We start from the raw sequence: 16,205 nt of genomic DNA, 5'->3' as shown, positions 1-16,205 counted from the left end.
ATCACAGGTCGGAGCCTGTGAGACACTGAAGGGCCGGAGTTCCCATGCCTTTCCTTCCGCCCCACGACGGTTCCGAATTGGAGCGATTCGAGCACCCCCTGGCCAGCCGCTACGCCAGCCGGGCCATGGTGCGCCTGCTGTCGCCGCTGTACCGCCAGCGGGTGTGGCGCCGGCTCTGGGTCGCCCTGGCAGAGGCCGAAGCCGAGCTGGGCCTGCCGGTGACGGCCGCCCAGATCGCGGAACTGAAGGCCACCCAGGACGCCGTGGACCTGGACGCCATCGCGAAGCACGAATCCGCCCTGCGCCACGACGTCATGGCCGCCATCCACGCCTGGGGCGACCAGGCGCCCAGTGCCCGGCCCATCCTCCACCTGGGCGCCACCAGCTGCTTCGTCACCGACAACGGGGACCTGCTCATCGCCCAGGAGGCCCTCCTCCTGCTCCGCCGCCGCCTCCAGGATGTCATCGCGGCCCTGGCCGGGTTTGCGGACCAGTGGAAGGACCAGCCCACCCTCGGCTTCACCCACTTCCAGCCGGCCCAGCCCACCACCGTGGGCAAGCGGGCGACGCTCTGGATCCAGGACCTGCTGCTGGACCTCGAGGACCTGGACCACCTGATCCGGACCACGCCGGTGCGTGGCGTGAAGGGCACCACCGGCACCCAGGCCAGCTTCCTGGAGCTGTTCGAGGGCGACGGCGCCAAGGTCGAGGCCCTGGAACGGCGCTTCTGCGAGAAGGTGGGCTTCCCGGCCATTCCCGTCAGCGGCCAGACGGCCACCCGCAAGCTGGAGGACCGCATCGGCCAGGTGCTCTGCGGGATCGCGGCCAGTGCCTCGAAGTTCGCCTGCGACCTGCGCCTGCTCCAGCACCTGAAAGAGGTCGAGGAGCCCTTCGAGTCCAAGCAGATCGGTTCCAGCGCCATGCCCTACAAGCGCAACCCCATGCGCAGTGAGCGCATCAACAGCCTCGCCCGCTTCGTGCTGGGCCTCATGCCCTCCAGCTACCAGACCAGCGCCAGCCAGTGGATGGAGCGCACCCTGGACGACAGCGCCCACCGCCGCCTCACCATCAGCCAGGGCCTGCTGGCCGCGGACGCCATTCTGGTGCTCTTCCGCAACGTGGCGTCGGGCCTCGTCGTGTACCCCAGGATGATCGAGGCGCGCCTGGCCCAGGAGCTGCCCTTCATGGCCGCCGAGGTGCTGCTCATGGAGGCCGTGAAGCGCGGTGGTGATCGCCAGGATCTGCACGAACGCTTCCGGGGTGCGGCTCTCGAGGCGGGTCGCCGCATCAAGGCCGAGGGACGACCCAACGACCTGCTCCAGCTGCTGGCGGCGGATCCCGCCTGGGCCATGACCGAAGCCGAGCTGGCGGCCCTGCTGGATGCCCGCCGCTTCACCGGCCGGGCCGGAGACCAGGTGCGTGGCTTCCTGGCGGGCCCCGTGGCCGCAGCCCTGAAGGACCATGCCCCGGCGGAGGAAGCCGCTGTCCGCGTCTGACATTGACCCTGAAAGGTTTGACATGCTGAAACTCGCCGTCATCGGCGCCCAGACCCTGCTGGGGCGCGAACTCGTGAGCGCCCTGGAAGCCCGCGACGCCTCCGTGCTGCCCCTTTCCATCGGCGCCCTCACGGTGGAGGAGGAAGTCGGCGACCTCGTGGTGTTCGCCCCGAGCCGCCTCCTCCTGGAAGGCCTGGACGCGGTGATCCTGGCCGATACCCCCGATCCGGCCCTGCTGGAGGGGTTCCCGGGCCGCATCCTGGACCTGCGCTCTGAACCGGAGCCCCGGATCGATCCCATCCCCCTGGCGGGGCCCTGGCCCAAAGGGACGAAGTCCCTGAAGGCCCGCCCGGCCCTGGAGCAGGTGCTGGCCCTTCTGCCCTCTCTGATCGAAGGCCTGGGCGAGGTGGGCGGCACCCACCTCCGTTCCGTGGCCTGGCTGGGGGATCGGGGTCTGGATGGGCTGGTGGAGCAGACCCTGGCCGTCCTCAACGGCGAGGACCCTGACCTGGCCAAGCTGGGCTACCGTCAGGCCTTCGAGGTGGTGCCCGTGACGCCCGCCGCGGGCAAGGGCCGCCTCATGGAGGTCCGGGTGCCCTCGTTCCACGGCGACCTGCTGATCCTCCAGATCCGCGCCCAGGAGGGCCGGTCCCTGGTGAAGAAGGAGGTCCCCGCCGGTGTCGTCTGGGTGGAGGCCGCCCCCAGCTCCCGGGACGTGGCCGTCAGCGCCGATCTGCTGGCCCACCTGGACCTCACCGGTGACGCGAAGGCCGCCGTCCTCACGCTGGGCTTCGACCCGGTGCTGTGGGGGACCCTGCGGCCCACCATGCGGGTGCTGGGCCTGATGGACTGAAGGCACCATGGCCAAGAAGCTCGAAGAACCCCAGGAACGTGGCGACTTCTTCAAGTCCCTGGGGACCCTCTTTGCGGGTTTCGTGGCGAACCGCGTGGAAGAGGCAGTGACGAACCTGGGCCCCAAGCTGCTGCGGCCCCCGGGCGCCCTGGACGAGCTGGAGTTCCTCACCAAGTGCACCCGCTGCGACAAGTGCATGCGGGCCTGTCCCGAGAACGCCATCCTCCGGGCCGGCCCCAGCGCCGGACTGGGCCTGAAGACCCCCTACCTCGATCCGAGGAGCGTCCCCTGCTTCCTCTGCACCACGCTGCCCTGCATCGCCGAGTGCGACGACGAGGCCCTGGTCTGGCCTCAGCTCACGCGGAAGGATGGCACCGTGATCGAAGGGCCCAGGGCCGTGCGCATGGGCACGGCCCGCGTGAAACCCAGCCTCTGCGTCACCTGGGGCGATCTGGACCGGGAACCGCGCGCCTGCCGCGTCTGCGTGGACCGCTGTCCCTATCCCGAGGAGGCGATCCGGATCACGGCGCCCCGGGAGGGCGAGACCGTGGGCCACCCAGCGGTGGACGCAGACGTTTGCACGGGCTGCGGACTGTGCGTCTTCGCCTGCCCCGCCGAGCCCGCGGCCATCGTCGTGGAGCCACGGCGGGGCTGAGGGTCAGGCGATGCTGATCCCCTGCATCTCAGCCACCTCATGGGCGTTGAAGCTGGAGCGCACAAGGGGGCCGGCGTAGACGGTCTGGAAGCCGAAGGCCTTGGCCTTGGCGCCCAGCTCGGCGAATTCCTCGGGCGGGACATAGCGTTTCACGGGCAGCTGGTGGCGGGTGGGGCGGAGGTACTGGCCCAGGGTGAGGATGTCCACATGGGCTTTGGCCAGGGCCTCGAATGTGTGCATCAGCTCGGGCTCGGTTTCGCCAAGGCCGAGCATGAGGCCGCTCTTGGTGCGGAAGGCCTCGCCGTACAGGGCCTTTCCCATCTCCTTCGCGTGCGCCAGCACGCGAAGGCTGCGCTCAAACCGTCCCGCGGGCCGGACCTCGGGGTAGAGGCTGGGCACGGTCTCGGTGTTGTGGTTGAACACGCTGGGGCCGCTGGCCACCACCCGGGCCACCGCCTCCAGGTCCCCCAGGAAGTCGGGCACCAGCACCTCCACGCCGACGCCGGGGTTGCGGCGGCGGATGGCCAGCACGGTGTCGGCGAAGTGGGCGGCCCCGCCATCCGGCAGGTCGTCGCGGTTCACGGAGGTGAGCACGGCGAAGCGGAGGTTGAGGGCCGCCACGCGCTCGGCCGTCTCCCGGGGTTCCTGGGGGTCCAGGAGGCGGGGCTTGCCGCTCTGGATGCTGCAGAAGCCGCAGGCCCGGGTGCAGACCTCGCCCATGAGCAGGAAGGTGGCCGTCCCATGGGTGAAGCAGTGGGTCCGGTTGGGGCAGCGGGCCTCCTCGCAGACCGTGTGCAGATGTGAATCCCGCAGATCCTTCTTCATGGCGTGCAGGCCGCCCAGCTTCACCCGCTCCTTGGTGATCCACTCGGGCAACCGGGGGTGCCCGTCGAGCACTTCGCGGCCCACGCGCTTGGAGAAACGGGCCATGAGGCCTCCTGGCCCTCCAGTTTCCCTTAGGGGGCCCGGATCGCCAACCGCTTCCCCGGGGCCCCGGCCGCTGTGGCCTCCGTCAACCCTTGTCCCCACAGGCTGCAGCAACCGCCATAATGAGTTCCCTCGGAGTGTGATGGGTATGGCGTGGTTTGGCTGGGCATTGGCATCGATGGTCCTCATGGGCCTGGGCAACCTGGGCATGAAGGCCGCGGGGCAGCACGGGGTCCCGCCGGCAGGCGTGCTCTTCTGGGTGGTGATGGGCGAGGTGCCCCTGGCCCTGACCTACTGGCTGTGGCGGGGCCGCCCGGGCGGAACCGCGGGCGGTACGGCCTGGGGACTGGCGGCGGGACTCTTCACCGCGGCGGCCCTGATCGCTGTGAACGAGAGCTTCTTCCGCGGGGCCAAGGCGGCGGTGGCCATCGGGGTCATGAACGCCAATTTCGCCCTGGTCGCCCTGTTGGCCTTTTTTCTTTTCCGCGAGCAGCTCCAGCCCTCCAAGCTGGTGGGACTTGCCGCGACCCTATCTGGCCTCTGGCTGATGGCCCGCTGAACCTGGAGCCCCGAAGATGGCCAACGTCCGACGCTTCCTGCTGGGCCGCCGCCTCGCGAGCGAAGAAAGCCACGAAGCCCGCATCAGCAACCCGGTGGCCCTGGCGGTGTTCAGCTCGGACGCCCTTTCCTCGGTGGCCTATGCCACCGGCGAGATCATGGCCGTCCTCGGGCCGTACATGGCCATGGCGGCCTTCGGGCCGGCGGTGCTGTCCTGGTCCTGGCCCGTGGCCGTGGGCATCGTCCTGCTGCTGACGATCCTCACCATCAGCTACCGGCAGACCATCTTCGCCTACCCCAGCGGGGGGGGCGCCTACATCGTGGCAAAGGAGAATCTGGGCGAGGTCCCGGCCCAGGTGGCGGGCGCCTCCCTGCTGGTGGATTACGTGCTGACGGTGGCGGTGAGCGTCTCCGCGGGCGTCACGGCCATCACCAGCGCCTTTCCGGCGGCCGATGCCCATCGGGTGGCCCTCGCGCTCGCCGTGGTGGCCCTCATCGGGCTGATCAACCTGCGGGGCGTCAAGGAGAGCGGCGCGGTGTTCTCGGTGCCGACCTATGGCTTCGTGATCTCGATGTTCGCGATCATCGGCCTGGGCTTCTGGCGCTACTTCGCGGGAGGGGTGACCGTCGGCGAACATCACGCGGTGGCGGCCCCGCCCCTGCCCGGGTGGATCGCCATCTGGGTGTTCATGAAGGCCTACAGCGCGGGCTGCACGGCCCTGACCGGGGTGGAGGCCATCTCCAATGGTGTCTCGGCCTTCCGGGAGCCCACCGCACGGAACGCCGGCAAGACCATGGTGGCCATGGTGATGATGCTCGGGGCCATGTTCCTGGGGATCACCTGGCTGTCCAACCATTTCGGCATCATGTACACCGGCGAAGGTGAATCCCTGCTCTCCATGCTGGAACACCGGATCCTCGGGAGCGGCCCCGGCCTTCCGCATGTCACCTACCTGGTCATGCAGGCCTTCACCATGCTGATCCTCTGCCTGGCCGCGAACACGGCCTACGCGGACTTCCCGCGCCTGGCGGCCATGATGGCCCGGGACGGCTTCCTGCCCCGCCAGTTCTCCAGCCAGGGGGACCGCCTGGTGTTCTCGAACGGGATCTTCATCCTGTCGTTCCTGTCGGGCGTCCTGCTGTGGATCTTCAACGCCCGGGAGCACCACCTGCTGCCGCTGTACGCGGTGGGCGTCTTCCTGGGCTTCACGCTCTCGCAGACCGGCATGGTGCGCCACTGGCTCAAGCTGCGCGGGCGGCGCTGGGCCCTCAAGTCCGCCATCAACGGCGCCGGCGCCCTCACGACCCTGGTCGTGATGGCGGTCATCATCGTGACCAAGTTCGCCCATGGCGCCTGGGTGGTGGTGCTGGTCCTGCCCCTGATGGTGATGGGCTTCTTCAACATCCACCGGCACTACATCCGCGTGAAGTCCATCCTGGCCGGCAGCCGCGCCGACTTCATCAGCCCCCGCAAGAACCGGGTGGTGGTGCTGGTTTCGGGTATCCACTCCGGCGTGGTTCAGTCCCTGAACTACGCCAAGGTGATCGCCGATCACGGCGAAGTCGAGGCCCTCACCGTGGACTTCCCCGATGAGCACGGGCGCGACAGCGCGGCGCTGGAGAAGCTGCGCTCCGACTGGCCCCGCTACTGCGAGGGGATCCCCCTCCGGTCCATCCGCAGCCCCTACCGGAAGATCGTGGAGCCCATCGTGGAGGAGCTGGACCGCATGCGGCGCGCGGAACCGGAATACACCATCACGGTGATCCTGCCGGAATTCGTGACGGGCCACTGGTGGGCGAACCTGCTGCACAACCAGACGGCCTGGCGCATCAAGGGCACCCTGCTCATGAAGCCCAAGACCGTGGTGATCTCGATCCCCTACCACCTGGAGCCCATACTGGAGTAGCTTGCTGTCCGGGAGACACGGATGCAGAGCTTGAGGCGGATCCTCCTGGGGCGGCGACTGTCCAGCGAAGAAACGCAGCACACCAAGATCAGCAACCCCATCGCCCTGGCGGTCTTCAGCTCGGACGCGCTGTCCTCGGTGGCCTATGCCACCCAGGAGATCATGGCCTCCCTCTCCAGCACCATGGGCCAGGCCCTCGGCGTCGGGGCCCTGGCGGGTGTGGCGGGCTATGCGGTGTTCGGCTGGTCCATCCCCGTGGCCCTGGGGATCGTGGGCCTGCTGGCCATCCTGGCGGTGAGCTACCGGCAGACCATCCTGGCCTACCCGGGCGGCGGGGGCGCCTACATCGTCGCCATGGAGAACCTCGGCGACCTGGCGGCGCTGACCGCGGGCGCCTCCCTGCTGCTCGACTACATCCTGACGGTGGCGGTATCCGTCTCGTCGGGAGTGGCGGCCATCACGGCGGCCCTGCCGGCCCTGGAGGGCCACAACGTCTCCCTGACCCTGCTGGCCATCGGCTTCATCGCCCTGATGAACCTGCGGGGGGTCAAGGAGAGTGGCGCGGTGTTCGCGATCCCCACCTACGGGTTCGTCTTCTGCGTGTTCCTCATGCTGGGCTACGGCACGCTGAAGCTGGCCCTCCATGGGGGGCCCTCTCCCGTTCAGGTGCAGCAGGCCGCCCAGCAGGGCTCGCACCTGGCGGGCCTCACGATGGTGTGGGTGTTCATGCGGGCCTACAGCGCCGGTTGCACGGCCCTGACGGGCGTGGAGGCCATCAGCAACGGCACCACCGCCTTCCGGGATCCGGCCGGTCCCAATGCCGCCAAGACCATGCTCTGGATGGTCGGGCTGCTGGCGGTCATGTTCCTGGGGATCACCCTCCTGGCGCACCGGCTGGGGGTGACCTACCAGCACAGCGCCGATCCGTCCGTGGTGGCGGAAACCCTCATGTCCAAGCTGAACAAGGCCATCCTCGGCGATGTCAGCCACGGCTTCTCCAAGCTGGTCTACTACGTGGTCCAGGGCTTCACCTTCGCCATCCTCGTGGTGGCCGCGAACACGGCCTTCGCCGACTTCCCCCGCCTGGCGGCCCTCCAGGCCCGGGACGGCTTCCTGCCCCGCCAGTTCGCCAGCCAGGGCGACCGGCTGGTGTTCTCCAACGGCATCCTCATCCTCTTCTTCTTCTCCGGGTTCCTGGTCTGGCTCTTCCATGCCAACACGGACGTGCTGCTGCCCCTCTACGCGGCGGGCGTGTTCATGGGCTTCACCATCAGCCAGACGGGCATGGTGATGCACTGGCGCAAGGTTCGGGGACCCCACTGGCACCTGAAGGCGGCCATCAATGGTCTGGGCGCGGCCACCGCCTGCGTGGTGCTGCTGGACATCGCCATCACCAAGTTCATCCACGGGGCCTGGATCGTGATCCTGCTGGTGCCCGTGCTGGTGGTGATCCACTTCAACATCCGGCGCCACTACGTGGGGGTGAAGTCCAAGCTGGCGGCGAGCCGCACGGACGCCTTCCTGCCCACCAAGCATCACGCCCTGGTGCTGGTGAACGGGATCCACCGGGGGGTGGTGCAGGCCCTCCTCTACGGTCGGCTCATCGCGGGGGACCGGGTGGAGGCCCTGACCGTGGACCTGGGTTCCGATGGCACACGGGAGAGCCCGGCCATCGAGAAGCTGCGGGCCGACTGGACCATCTATGGCATGGGCATCCCCCTGCGCTGTGTGCCCAGTCCCTATCGCAAGATCGTGGAGCCCATCCTGGAAGAGGTCGACCGCCTCCGCCTGGCCGAGCCGGAGCTGGCCATCACGGTCATCCTGCCGGAGTTCATCACGCACAAGTGGTGGCAGCAGTTCCTGCACAACCAGAGCGCCCTGCGCATCAAGGCGGCGCTGCTGGTGAAGGAGGACGTGATCGTCACCTCCGTGCCCATGCACCTGCCCGAGTAGCGGGAGGGGGAATCAGCGCATCCGGCCCGTGGGGCGGGCCAGCAGCTCCTGGCCGCTGAGCAGCTCGCCCAGGGTCCGGTGACGGGGGTCCAGCACCATGCAGAGGAAGCTGAGGGGGAAGCAGAGCACCGACAGCATGTGGACGAGCGAGAAGGTCATCCGCCGCTCAGGGGAGTTCTCCGGCAGGGTCACGCCGAAGGTCACCATGAGGGGCGACTGCCCAGTCAGCACCAGGGGGGCCATGAACAGGACCCAGGAGACCGCCAGCAGATAGGGCACCACCAGGTACCAGCCTCCCGTCAGCAGGCGGGAGGGGGAGACGCCCAGGACCCAGGAGGGGAGGGCGAGGGCGATGCCCTGCGCGGTGAAGAGCAGCAGAGCCTCGGCGGCTTCCACCTTCACCAGGGGCCAGAAGGTGGAGACGGGCTCCTGGAAGCCCAGGGCGGAGGGCGAAGGCGGCCCGGGGGAGGGCGGGGGGACCCCCTCGCCGGGGCGCTCCAGTTCTTCCGGGGTCACCTCCACCGCCACCGCCGCCACGCGGCCCAGGGCGGGGGCCGTGAGGGCCCGGGGGGGCACCTCGAAGGAGATGTTGGCCAGGGCCGAGGCCTGGAAGAGCAGGGGGCGCCCCTGCCGAGGCGGGGCCAGGGCCAGGCCGCACTCCGGACACTCCGCCGCGAGCGGGGAGAGGCGGGTCTGGCAACTGGGGCAGATGCGCGGGGTGTAGTGTTTAATCATGCACCACTATCGCCCAGCCCCGTTCGGGTGGGACGCCCGGCCGGACCGGCCGACGCCCCGGCCTGGGGCCGGGGCGTCGGGGCGGGTGGAACGAAGAACTACTTTACGTTCACTGCGAGCCAGGCGGTGTTGACCGAGTTGTATTCGGCGGAACCGGCCCCGTAGAGGTCCGTGGCGGCGCTGAGGGTGGCGGTGCGGGCGCCGGCGTAGTTGGTGCTGCTGGTCATGTAGACCGTGAGGGCACGGAACCAGATGCGGGCGGCCTTGTCGTTGCCCAGGCCGGCGACGCTGGTGACGCCATTGGCCATGGGGGACTGGATGCCATCAGAGAAGCTGTCGATCTGGCTACCGTGGGAGAGCAGGAAGTAGAAGTGGTTGGCCACACCCGAGCTGTAGTGCACATCCAGGCGGCCGAGGGTCTTGGACCAGGCGTCGGGGCTGGAGCCGTCCAGGCTGGGCTTGTACATGAAGCGCAGGGGATGGGTGAACTTGCTCGTGGCCAGCTGTTCACCGATCAGGTAGTTCGCGGCGGGCACGGCCTTGCTGGTGGAGGGGGTGGGGGTGGTGGTGCCCGTCCAGTAGACATTGATGGTGGAGGCGATGTTGGAGTAGTTCGGCACGGTGGTGGTGCCGCCGCCGTGGGCCATGAACTCGACCATGGTGCCCATGATGTCGGAGTTGGCCTCGTTCAGGCCGCCCGACTCGCCGCGGTAGGTGAGGTTGGCGGTGCGGGCGCAGACACCGTGGCTCATCTCGTGGCCGGCCACGTCGATGGACTCGAGGGACTTGAAGGAGGAGCCGTCGCCGTAGGTCATGCAGAAGCAGCTGTCGGACCAGAAGGCGTTGTCGTAGGCGCTGCTGTAGTGCACCCGGCTGTAGGTGGCGGTGCCGATGCCGTCGATGCCGTTCCGGCCGAAGATGTTCTTGTAGTAGTCGTAGGTGAGGCCCACGCCATAGTGCGCGTCCACGGCCGCGGTCTGGCCGTTGGCGGAGGTGGTGACCGCGCCGGAGACGTAGTTGGCGCCATCGCCCCAGGTGTTGTCGGCATCGGTGTAGGTGGTGCCGTTGCCGGTGGTGGCGTGGTTCAGGTCGCGGGTGTCGAAGTTCATGCCGCGGACCGTGTCGCGCAGCTCATAGCCGCTGGCCAGGCTGTTGGTGTTCAGCGTCACCACACCGGAGTACTGGCTGTTGCCGGTGCCGCTGGCGGCGGTGGTGTGGAGGGTGCTCCACTGCTCCAGGATGGCGCCGCTGTGGGCGTCCACGAGGAAATCGGTGTGGCGGGTCTCGGCGGCGCCGTTCTCCAGCTCCGTATGGATGTGGTAGGCCAGGACGGGCTGTCCGACGGTGGCGACCACCAGCTCGGTGGTGGGCGTGTGGGCGTAGGCGCCCTGGGGGGCCAGCGACTGGTGGGCCACGGCCAGGGCCTCGGTGGCGCCGAGGGTGGGAGTCACGTTCAGGTTGAGGCCCCGGACCAGCGCCTCCGTGCGGCCGGTGACCGCCCCACCGCGCAGGTGGACGATGGCTTCGCCCTCGAACACGCGAACGCCCTTGTAGAACTGGTTCATGCGGACGTGGGCCTCGCCGGTGGCCTCCTCGAACACGTTCTTGGTGGCGAAGCTGGCATTCCGGTCCAGGCCGAGCTGGAAGACGCGGGCATCCAGGTGGCGGCGGGCCTCGTCAGCGACGGCGCTGTCCACGGGACGCGCGGCGAAGGCCGGGACCACGAGGATCGCGGCGGCGGCAAGGCGAAGGGCGAGACGGGACGGCAAGGGGACCTCCAGGGAGCCTGAGCTCCAGATGGGTGGATGGGGATGACAAGGACTGAGGTGCGTGGATGAATCCTAGGTGCTGGAAGGCAAAACGCCCCTGTTAAGAGTTATGAATTTTTATGAGAATCAATTCTGTTTAGAGCTCGGGCAGGAGCCCTGTCACCATCGGGCTTTGGGCCAACGCGCCCTGGCCCCTGCCCACGCCCCGGCTGAAACAAGGACCCCCGATGACGACCGCGATCCCCGGTGCCTTCCACCCGAGCACCCGGCTCTACCGCTTCACCATCCTGATCTTCATCAGCCTGCTGGTGGTGGGCAGCTACTTCGCCTACGACAGCATCGGGGCCTTGGCGACGACCCTGATCAAGGAACTCCACATCGATCGCGCCACCATCGGGAAGCTCTATGCAGCCTATTCCGTGGCCGCCATCGCCATCGTCTTCTTCGGCGGCATGCTCTACGACAAGCTGGGGCCGCGCAGGGCCAGCCTTCTGTTCAGCTGCCTCGTGTTTCTCGGTGCGGTCATCGTGGCCGCGGCCAAGACCAAGTGGATGCTGTTCACGGGCCGGCTCATCTTCGGGGCCGGCTCGGAGTCGCTCATCGTGGTCCAGAGCGCCATCATCGCCCGCTGGTTCAAGGGCAAGGAGATGGCCATGGCCTTCGGCATCGCCCTGGCCATCAGCCGCCTGGGCACCCTCTTCGCCTTCAACACCGAAGAGCTGATCGCGGACCACTTCCACAGCTTCCGCACGGCCCTCTGGGCCGCGGCCCTGCTCTGCCTGTTCTCGGTCGTCTGCAACCTCGTTTTCATCGTCATGGACCGTCACGGTGAACAGGAGCTGGCTCTGCCCAAGGCGGGCGCCGGAGACAAGATCGTCCTCTCGGACATCAAGAAGTTCACCTCGTCCTACTGGTTCGTGGTGCTGCTCTGCGTGACCTTCTACAGCGCCATCTTCCCCTTTACCGACCTCGCCGCGGACATGTTCCACGACAAATGGGGCCTGCCCTCCGTGAGCGCCGTGACCGGCGGCTTCCTGACCAAGGTGTTCTACAACTTCACCCACATGTTCACCACGGCGCCTGGAATCACCAGCATCGTGATCGCCGCCTCGATGGTCTTCGCGCCCTTCGCCGGGGGGCTCGTGGACCGGATCGGACGGCGGGCTTCGCTCATGGTCCTGGGTTCCCTCCTGCTCATTCCCGCGCACCTCCTCCTGGGCATCACCCACTGGAACCCCATCCCCATGATGGTGGTCCTGGGGGCGGCGTTCGTGCTGGTGCCCGCGGCCATGTGGCCCTCGGTTCCGCTCGTGGTGGAGGAGTCCCGGGTGGGCACGGCCTTCGGCCTGATGACCGCCATCCAGAACCTCGGCCTGGGTTTGTTCCCGCTGCTCAACGGCTGGCTGCGCGACAAGACGGGCACCTACACGTCCACCCAGGTCATGTTCGCGGGGCTGGGTCTGGTGGGGCTCGTCTTCGCCTTCCTGCTCCTGCGGGCGGACCGGCGGCACGGCGGGGTGCTCGAGGCCGGCTCCTCCTCGCAGGGCTGATCCCGTGACACCGGCGCGAGTAGACTGGGGACCGATTTCCGGAGGCCGCATGGTGTTTTGGCGGAGAATCCTGGCGCCCCTGGCCGGCGGCCTCCTCGTTCTGGCCACCCTGCTGGCGCCCATGGCTTGCGGTCCGGAGGCCCCTCCGCCGGCCCAGCCCCAGGCCCAGACCGCCCCGAAGGACGCGGTCCCCGCGCATGCCCGCGAGACCCTGGCCTATGTCCGGCAGCATGGCTACGCCCCCCCGGGCTATGTGGGCGGGCGCATCTTCGGGAACTACGAAGGGGTGCTGCCCCGCTACGACACCCGCCGCAAGCGCATCGAGTACCGGGAATGGGACGTGCAGCCCAAGGCCGAGGGGCGCAACCGCGGGGCCGAACGGCTGGTCACCGGCAGCGACGGGCGCGCCTGGTACACCGCGGACCACTACCGCACCTTCACCGAGGTCCGCTGATGGACTGGTCCTTCCTGACCTCGACCCAGCGGCCGCGCGTGCACGTGTGGTCGGGTTCCCCTTCCGGCCTAGTGGATGCGACGCCGGCGGAGCCGGGCTGCCTGTTCCGCTGGCTGCGGGGGAGCCGCATGCGGACCCGCGAGGGACTCATGGATGAGTGGGCCGCCGCGGCCCAATTCCCACCCCACTTCGGCGGCACCTGGGACAGCCTGCGGGACTGCCTCTCGGATCTGCCCGAAGGCGGCACCTTCCTGATCCTGGAAGCGGACCAGCTGCTCCGGGACGCGCCTCCGGAGGACGGGACCACGCTGATGGCGGTCCTCGCCGATGCGGCCGAGGATCTGGCCCCCCAGCCCTTCCACCTGGTAATGCAGGTGGAGCCCACGCGGCGGGCGGACCTGGTGGAAGGCCTGCGGGCCCTGAAGGTGGCCTACGGGGACCTCTAGAACTGGGCCTTGAAGGCCTCGAAGGCCTGCCGGAGGTGCTCGAACTCCTCGCGCAGGGCGGAGAGGTCCGCTTCCAGCTGGTCGACGCGGGGATCCTGGCGGGCGGACCGGACTGGGGCCGGATCGGGTGCTCCGGACGGCTCGACGGGGCCGCCCAGCAGATGCGTCACCCGGGCTTCCCGCGCGCCGGGGGCCCGGGCCAGGCGCAGGACCAGGGGCGGCTCGGCCTCCAGGAGGCTGCCCAGGCAGCCCTCCAGCTCCGCCAGATCCGGGAAGGCATACATGCGGCGGGTGTTCGTGCGGAGCTCGCCCGGAGTCTGCGGACCCCGCAACAGAAGCTCCGCCAGCAGGGCCGCCTCCTGGACCGAGAGGTTCCAGGTGGGCTTGGCGGTGTGGGCGACCTTCAGTACGCGGCCCGGCCAGGTCTCCGCAAGGCCGCAGCCGATCAGGGCCTCCACCGCGGCCTGCACCTCCGCTTCCGTCACCGCCAGCACGGGATCCCGGTTGCTGGACTGGTTGCAGGCGTTCACCAGGGCGTTCAACGACAAGGGATAGACATCCGGCGTGCTGAGCTGTTTCTCCAGCAGGCAGCCGAGGACGCGGCGCTCCAGGGGGGCGAGGTCGAAGCCGGACACGGAAGCGCCTAGCGCCCCACCACGCCCGCGAGGGGGCTGCTGGCGCTGGCATAGAGGCGCTTGGGCATGCGGCCGCTCTCGAAGGCGAGACGGCCGGCCTGGACGGCGTGGTCCATGGCCTGGGCCATCTTGGTGGGCTCGCCGGCCTCGGCCACGGCGGTGTTGAGCAGGACGCCATCGGCCCCCAGCTCCATGGCCAGGGCGGCATCGGAGGCGGTGCCCACGCCGGCGTCCACGATCATGGGCAGCTGGTAGCCCTCGACGACCTCCTTGATGAGGAGCAGGGTCATGGGGTTCTGCACGCCCAGGCCCGAGCCGATGGCGCTGCCCAGGGGCATGACCGCGGCGCAGCCCGCGTCGCAGAGCTTCTTGGCGAGGATGGGATCGGCGTTCACGTAGGGCAGCACCGTGAAGCCCTCCTTCACGAGGATCTTCGCGGCCTCCAGGGTCTCCTCGTTGTCGGGGTAGAGGCTCTTCTGATCGCCGATGACCTCCAGCTTCACCCAGGGGGTGTCCAGGGCCTCCCGGGCCAGGCGCGCCACGCGCAGGGCTTCGTCGCGGGTGTAGCAGCCGGCCGTGTTGGGCAGCAGGGTGATGTCTTTGGGGATCCAGTTCAGGATGTTGTCTTCGCCCTGGGCGCTCAGGTCGAAGCGGCGCACGGCCAGGGTGACCATTTCCACCCGCGCCGCCCGGTAGCAGGCCTGCATGGTGGCGAAGTCCTTGTACTTGCCTGTGCCGAGGACGAGGCGGTTGCTGAAAGTCTTGCCGGCGATGACGAGGGACATGGGGCGCTCCGGAGCTCCAGTCTAGCCTCGGCCGGGTCGGCTCAGAGCGGAGGACCCCCCCCGGGCGGGCAAAGCCGGAGTCCGCTTCCCGTCGTGGCTCCGGGCGATGACCTGCAGAGCCGGCGTCGCGGTCAGGCGGGATGGGGACGGGGGCGCGGCACCAGGGCGGCGATCCAGCCCAGGAGGGCTCCCCAGAGGTGGGCGGCAGGCAGGGTGCTCCAGCCGGCGGGGTGGAGCAGGACGCCGCCGAAGGCCGCTTCGAGGCCCAGTTTCAGGGTCAATCCCGCGAGCAGCCACCGGCCGATGGGGGCGGATTCCGGCCGCTCGGTCAGGCGCAGGCCCACCAGGGCCCAGAGGGCGCAGGCCAGCCCCGAGGCGCCCCGGTATTCGGCTCCGCCCAGCGTGGGGAGCAGCAGGAGGCTCAGGAGGGGTGCGATGAGCAGTAGGGGAAGCGCCAGCCGCCCCCGGTCGCCGCGTTCGGCCAGGAGCCAGGGTACGGCGAGGGCCACGGCGTTGGCCAGGGCGTGCTCCCAGCCGAAGTGGACCAGGTGCCCCGTCCAGAGGCGCCAGGGTTCGCGCAGGGCCTCGGCGGTGAGGGCGAGCGGGTCCATCAGGCCCGCCGCAGCCTCAGGGCCGCGCCCAGGAGGAGGAGGGCGCCCAGGGCCTCGGCCCAGCCGAAGCTGCCGCCGAAGTTCCGGCCACCGCTCTGGCGCAGGGACACGCCCTGGCGGTCCACCACATCCACATCCTTGCGCTCGCCGCGGGCCACCTCGGCCTTGAAACTGCCCACCTCGGCGTCGAGGTTCTTGGCCAGGTCGGCCATGGCCAGCTCCAGGCCCTTGGCCGAGTGCTCGCGCAGCTGCTTCTCGCGGTGGGCCCAGGTGGAGCTGCCCTTGACCTGGCTCTGGCCGGGGGCGCGCAGCAGGAAGGTATGGCTGGCGACGTCGTAGGCGGCGGCGTCGATGAGCGTGTTCGTGTCATTGGCGTCGCCTGGCAGCACGTAGGCGCCCACGATGGAGAGGTAGGTGAAGCTGTACCAGCGGGGATCGGTGTTCTGCACCTGGTCCACACTCACCAGGGCCATCACGTCCACGCCGTACATCCGCGCCACCTGGTCCATGTTCTCGAAGCCCCCGCCGCTGCGGAGGTAGGCGCTGGGGACGAGCTTGATCTCCGAGATCCAGGGCCGGTCCTGGAAGCTCCGCTTCACCACGTCCAGCAGGGGCTTCTCCTGGCCGGGGGCCATGAGGTTCTGGACCCGCCAGGAGGCGTTCCCCCCGGGCACGAAGGCGATGCCGAGCCTCAGGGGCAGCTTCAGCCGGGCCCCGGCGGGGTTTGGTACGGGGGCGGCCTTCTGCTTGGGATAGAGGTAGTCCATGAGGCTGCTGCGGCGGACGTGGGTCTCGGGCATGGTGCAGCTGAGGGCGGCCAGGAGGGCCAGGGCGGCGGCGAGGGCGGGGCGGCGGGACATCGGGGCTCCTT

At 69.1% G+C, this 16,205-nt stretch carries 16 protein-coding genes; 9 read left to right on the top strand and 7 right to left on the bottom strand.

The window, feature by feature from the left end; translation table 11 throughout:
• The first annotated feature begins 44 nt into the window (after positions 1–44).
• From purB to MLE43_RS05645, 3 genes are read left to right on the top strand one after another with little or no spacing between them, the layout of a single operon-like run.
• Positions 45–1,496 carry an adenylosuccinate lyase gene (gene purB / locus MLE43_RS05655; RefSeq protein WP_243302501.1) on the top strand — a complete coding sequence of 484 codons (1,452 nt, stop codon included), beginning with the start codon at positions 45–47 and terminating at the stop codon, positions 1,494–1,496.
• 22 nt (positions 1,497–1,518) lie between these two features.
• Entirely contained in the window at positions 1,519–2,349 is an 831-nt protein-coding gene (locus MLE43_RS05650) for a hypothetical protein (protein ID WP_243302500.1), read from the top strand.
• Positions 2,350–2,356: 7 nt separating this feature from the next.
• A complete protein-coding gene (locus MLE43_RS05645; protein WP_243302499.1) occupies positions 2,357–3,004 on the top strand; it encodes a 4Fe-4S dicluster domain-containing protein in 648 nt (215 codons plus the stop codon).
• 3 nt (positions 3,005–3,007) lie between these two features.
• Here the strand turns inward: MLE43_RS05645 and lipA are convergent, their stop codons facing one another.
• The gene (gene lipA / locus MLE43_RS05640; protein WP_243302498.1) at positions 3,008–3,934 is read right to left on the bottom strand and encodes a lipoyl synthase; all 927 of its coding nucleotides are present in this window, start codon (positions 3,932–3,934) and stop codon (positions 3,008–3,010) included.
• Positions 3,935–4,118: 184 nt separating this feature from the next.
• Here lipA and MLE43_RS05635 point away from each other — a divergent pair, with 184 nt between their 5' ends.
• Genes MLE43_RS05635 through MLE43_RS05625 form a run of 3 tightly spaced genes read left to right on the top strand, consistent with a single transcriptional unit; the run spans position 4,119 to position 8,349 of the window.
• The gene (locus tag MLE43_RS05635; protein ID WP_243302497.1) at positions 4,119–4,490 is read left to right on the top strand and encodes an EamA family transporter; all 372 of its coding nucleotides are present in this window, start codon (positions 4,119–4,121) and stop codon (positions 4,488–4,490) included.
• Between the two features lie 16 nt (positions 4,491–4,506).
• Positions 4,507–6,396, top strand: a complete 1,890-nt coding sequence (locus tag MLE43_RS05630) for an APC family permease (RefSeq protein ID WP_243302496.1) — start codon at positions 4,507–4,509, stop codon at positions 6,394–6,396.
• Between the two features lie 21 nt (positions 6,397–6,417).
• The gene (locus MLE43_RS05625) at positions 6,418–8,349 is read left to right on the top strand and encodes an APC family permease (protein WP_243302495.1); all 1,932 of its coding nucleotides are present in this window, start codon (positions 6,418–6,420) and stop codon (positions 8,347–8,349) included.
• A gap of 12 nt (positions 8,350–8,361) precedes the next feature.
• On the opposite strand, the gene MLE43_RS05620 is transcribed toward MLE43_RS05625, so the two are convergent.
• Both MLE43_RS05620 and MLE43_RS05615 read right to left on the bottom strand, forming a co-directional pair.
• On the bottom strand, positions 8,362–9,084 hold the full coding sequence (locus MLE43_RS05620; RefSeq protein WP_243302494.1) for a hypothetical protein: 723 nt from the start codon (positions 9,082–9,084) through the stop codon (positions 8,362–8,364).
• Between the two features lie 98 nt (positions 9,085–9,182).
• Complete coding sequence (locus MLE43_RS05615) at positions 9,183–10,853, bottom strand: M4 family metallopeptidase (RefSeq protein ID WP_243302493.1); 1,671 nt, start codon at positions 10,851–10,853, stop codon at positions 9,183–9,185.
• 227 nt (positions 10,854–11,080) lie between these two features.
• Here MLE43_RS05615 and MLE43_RS05610 point away from each other — a divergent pair, with 227 nt between their 5' ends.
• Genes MLE43_RS05610 through MLE43_RS05600 form a run of 3 tightly spaced genes read left to right on the top strand, consistent with a single transcriptional unit; the run spans position 11,081 to position 13,303 of the window.
• Positions 11,081–12,403 (top strand): MFS transporter, encoded by a 1,323-nt coding sequence (locus MLE43_RS05610; RefSeq protein ID WP_243302492.1) that lies wholly within the window; start codon positions 11,081–11,083, stop codon positions 12,401–12,403.
• 49 nt (positions 12,404–12,452) lie between these two features.
• Entirely contained in the window at positions 12,453–12,857 is a 405-nt protein-coding gene (locus tag MLE43_RS05605; RefSeq protein WP_243302491.1) for a guanyl-specific ribonuclease, read from the top strand.
• Positions 12,857–13,303 (top strand): barstar family protein, encoded by a 447-nt coding sequence (locus MLE43_RS05600; protein ID WP_243302490.1) that lies wholly within the window; start codon positions 12,857–12,859, stop codon positions 13,301–13,303. The genes MLE43_RS05605 and MLE43_RS05600 overlap by 1 nt, the downstream gene beginning before the upstream one ends.
• Here the strand turns inward: MLE43_RS05600 and MLE43_RS14805 are convergent.
• The 4 genes from MLE43_RS14805 to rhlP form a co-directional block, all read right to left on the bottom strand.
• Positions 13,300–13,938, bottom strand: a complete 639-nt coding sequence (locus MLE43_RS14805) for a YceH family protein (RefSeq protein ID WP_338029072.1) — start codon at positions 13,936–13,938, stop codon at positions 13,300–13,302. The genes MLE43_RS05600 and MLE43_RS14805 overlap by 4 nt on opposite strands.
• Before the next feature lie 8 nt (positions 13,939–13,946).
• Complete coding sequence (locus MLE43_RS05590; protein WP_243302489.1) at positions 13,947–14,723, bottom strand: thiazole synthase; 777 nt, start codon at positions 14,721–14,723, stop codon at positions 13,947–13,949.
• A gap of 131 nt (positions 14,724–14,854) precedes the next feature.
• Positions 14,855–15,334, bottom strand: coding sequence for a rhombosortase (gene rrtA, locus MLE43_RS05585; protein WP_243302488.1), 480 nt, complete (start codon positions 15,332–15,334; stop codon positions 14,855–14,857).
• Positions 15,334–16,194 (bottom strand): rhombotarget lipoprotein, encoded by an 861-nt coding sequence (gene rhlP / locus MLE43_RS05580; RefSeq protein ID WP_243302487.1) that lies wholly within the window; start codon positions 16,192–16,194, stop codon positions 15,334–15,336. Before rhlP ends, rrtA begins: the two co-directional genes overlap by 1 nt.
• Positions 16,195–16,205 lie beyond the last annotated feature (11 nt).

Source organism: Geothrix oryzisoli (genome assembly GCF_022808865.1).
Lineage (GTDB): Bacteria > Acidobacteriota > Holophagae > Holophagales > Holophagaceae > Geothrix > Geothrix oryzisoli.
The sequence above is the reverse complement of the archived record's forward strand: the minus strand, read 5'-3'. Positions and strand labels throughout refer to the sequence as shown.

What these genes read in the sequence shown, in the direction of transcription:
- purB (WP_243302501.1), top strand. Translation starts at nt 45, where the DNA reads ATGCCTTTCCTTCCGCCCCACGACGGTTCCGAATTGGAGCGATTCGAG.
- MLE43_RS05650 (WP_243302500.1), top strand. Translation starts at nt 1,519, where the DNA reads ATGCTGAAACTCGCCGTCATCGGCGCCCAGACCCTGCTGGGGCGCGAA.
- MLE43_RS05645 (WP_243302499.1), top strand. Translation starts at nt 2,357, where the DNA reads ATGGCCAAGAAGCTCGAAGAACCCCAGGAACGTGGCGACTTCTTCAAG.
- lipA (WP_243302498.1), bottom strand. Translation starts at nt 3,934, where the DNA reads ATGGCCCGTTTCTCCAAGCGCGTGGGCCGCGAAGTGCTCGACGGGCAC.
- MLE43_RS05635 (WP_243302497.1), top strand. Translation starts at nt 4,119, where the DNA reads ATGGGCCTGGGCAACCTGGGCATGAAGGCCGCGGGGCAGCACGGGGTC.
- MLE43_RS05630 (WP_243302496.1), top strand. Translation starts at nt 4,507, where the DNA reads ATGGCCAACGTCCGACGCTTCCTGCTGGGCCGCCGCCTCGCGAGCGAA.
- MLE43_RS05625 (WP_243302495.1), top strand. Translation starts at nt 6,418, where the DNA reads ATGCAGAGCTTGAGGCGGATCCTCCTGGGGCGGCGACTGTCCAGCGAA.
- MLE43_RS05620 (WP_243302494.1), bottom strand. Translation starts at nt 9,084, where the DNA reads ATGATTAAACACTACACCCCGCGCATCTGCCCCAGTTGCCAGACCCGC.
- MLE43_RS05610 (WP_243302492.1), top strand. Translation starts at nt 11,081, where the DNA reads ATGACGACCGCGATCCCCGGTGCCTTCCACCCGAGCACCCGGCTCTAC.
- MLE43_RS05605 (WP_243302491.1), top strand. Translation starts at nt 12,453, where the DNA reads ATGGTGTTTTGGCGGAGAATCCTGGCGCCCCTGGCCGGCGGCCTCCTC.
- MLE43_RS05600 (WP_243302490.1), top strand. Translation starts at nt 12,857, where the DNA reads ATGGACTGGTCCTTCCTGACCTCGACCCAGCGGCCGCGCGTGCACGTG.
- MLE43_RS05590 (WP_243302489.1), bottom strand. Translation starts at nt 14,723, where the DNA reads ATGTCCCTCGTCATCGCCGGCAAGACTTTCAGCAACCGCCTCGTCCTC.
- rrtA (WP_243302488.1), bottom strand. Translation starts at nt 15,334, where the DNA reads ATGGACCCGCTCGCCCTCACCGCCGAGGCCCTGCGCGAACCCTGGCGC.
- rhlP (WP_243302487.1), bottom strand. Translation starts at nt 16,194, where the DNA reads ATGTCCCGCCGCCCCGCCCTCGCCGCCGCCCTGGCCCTCCTGGCCGCC.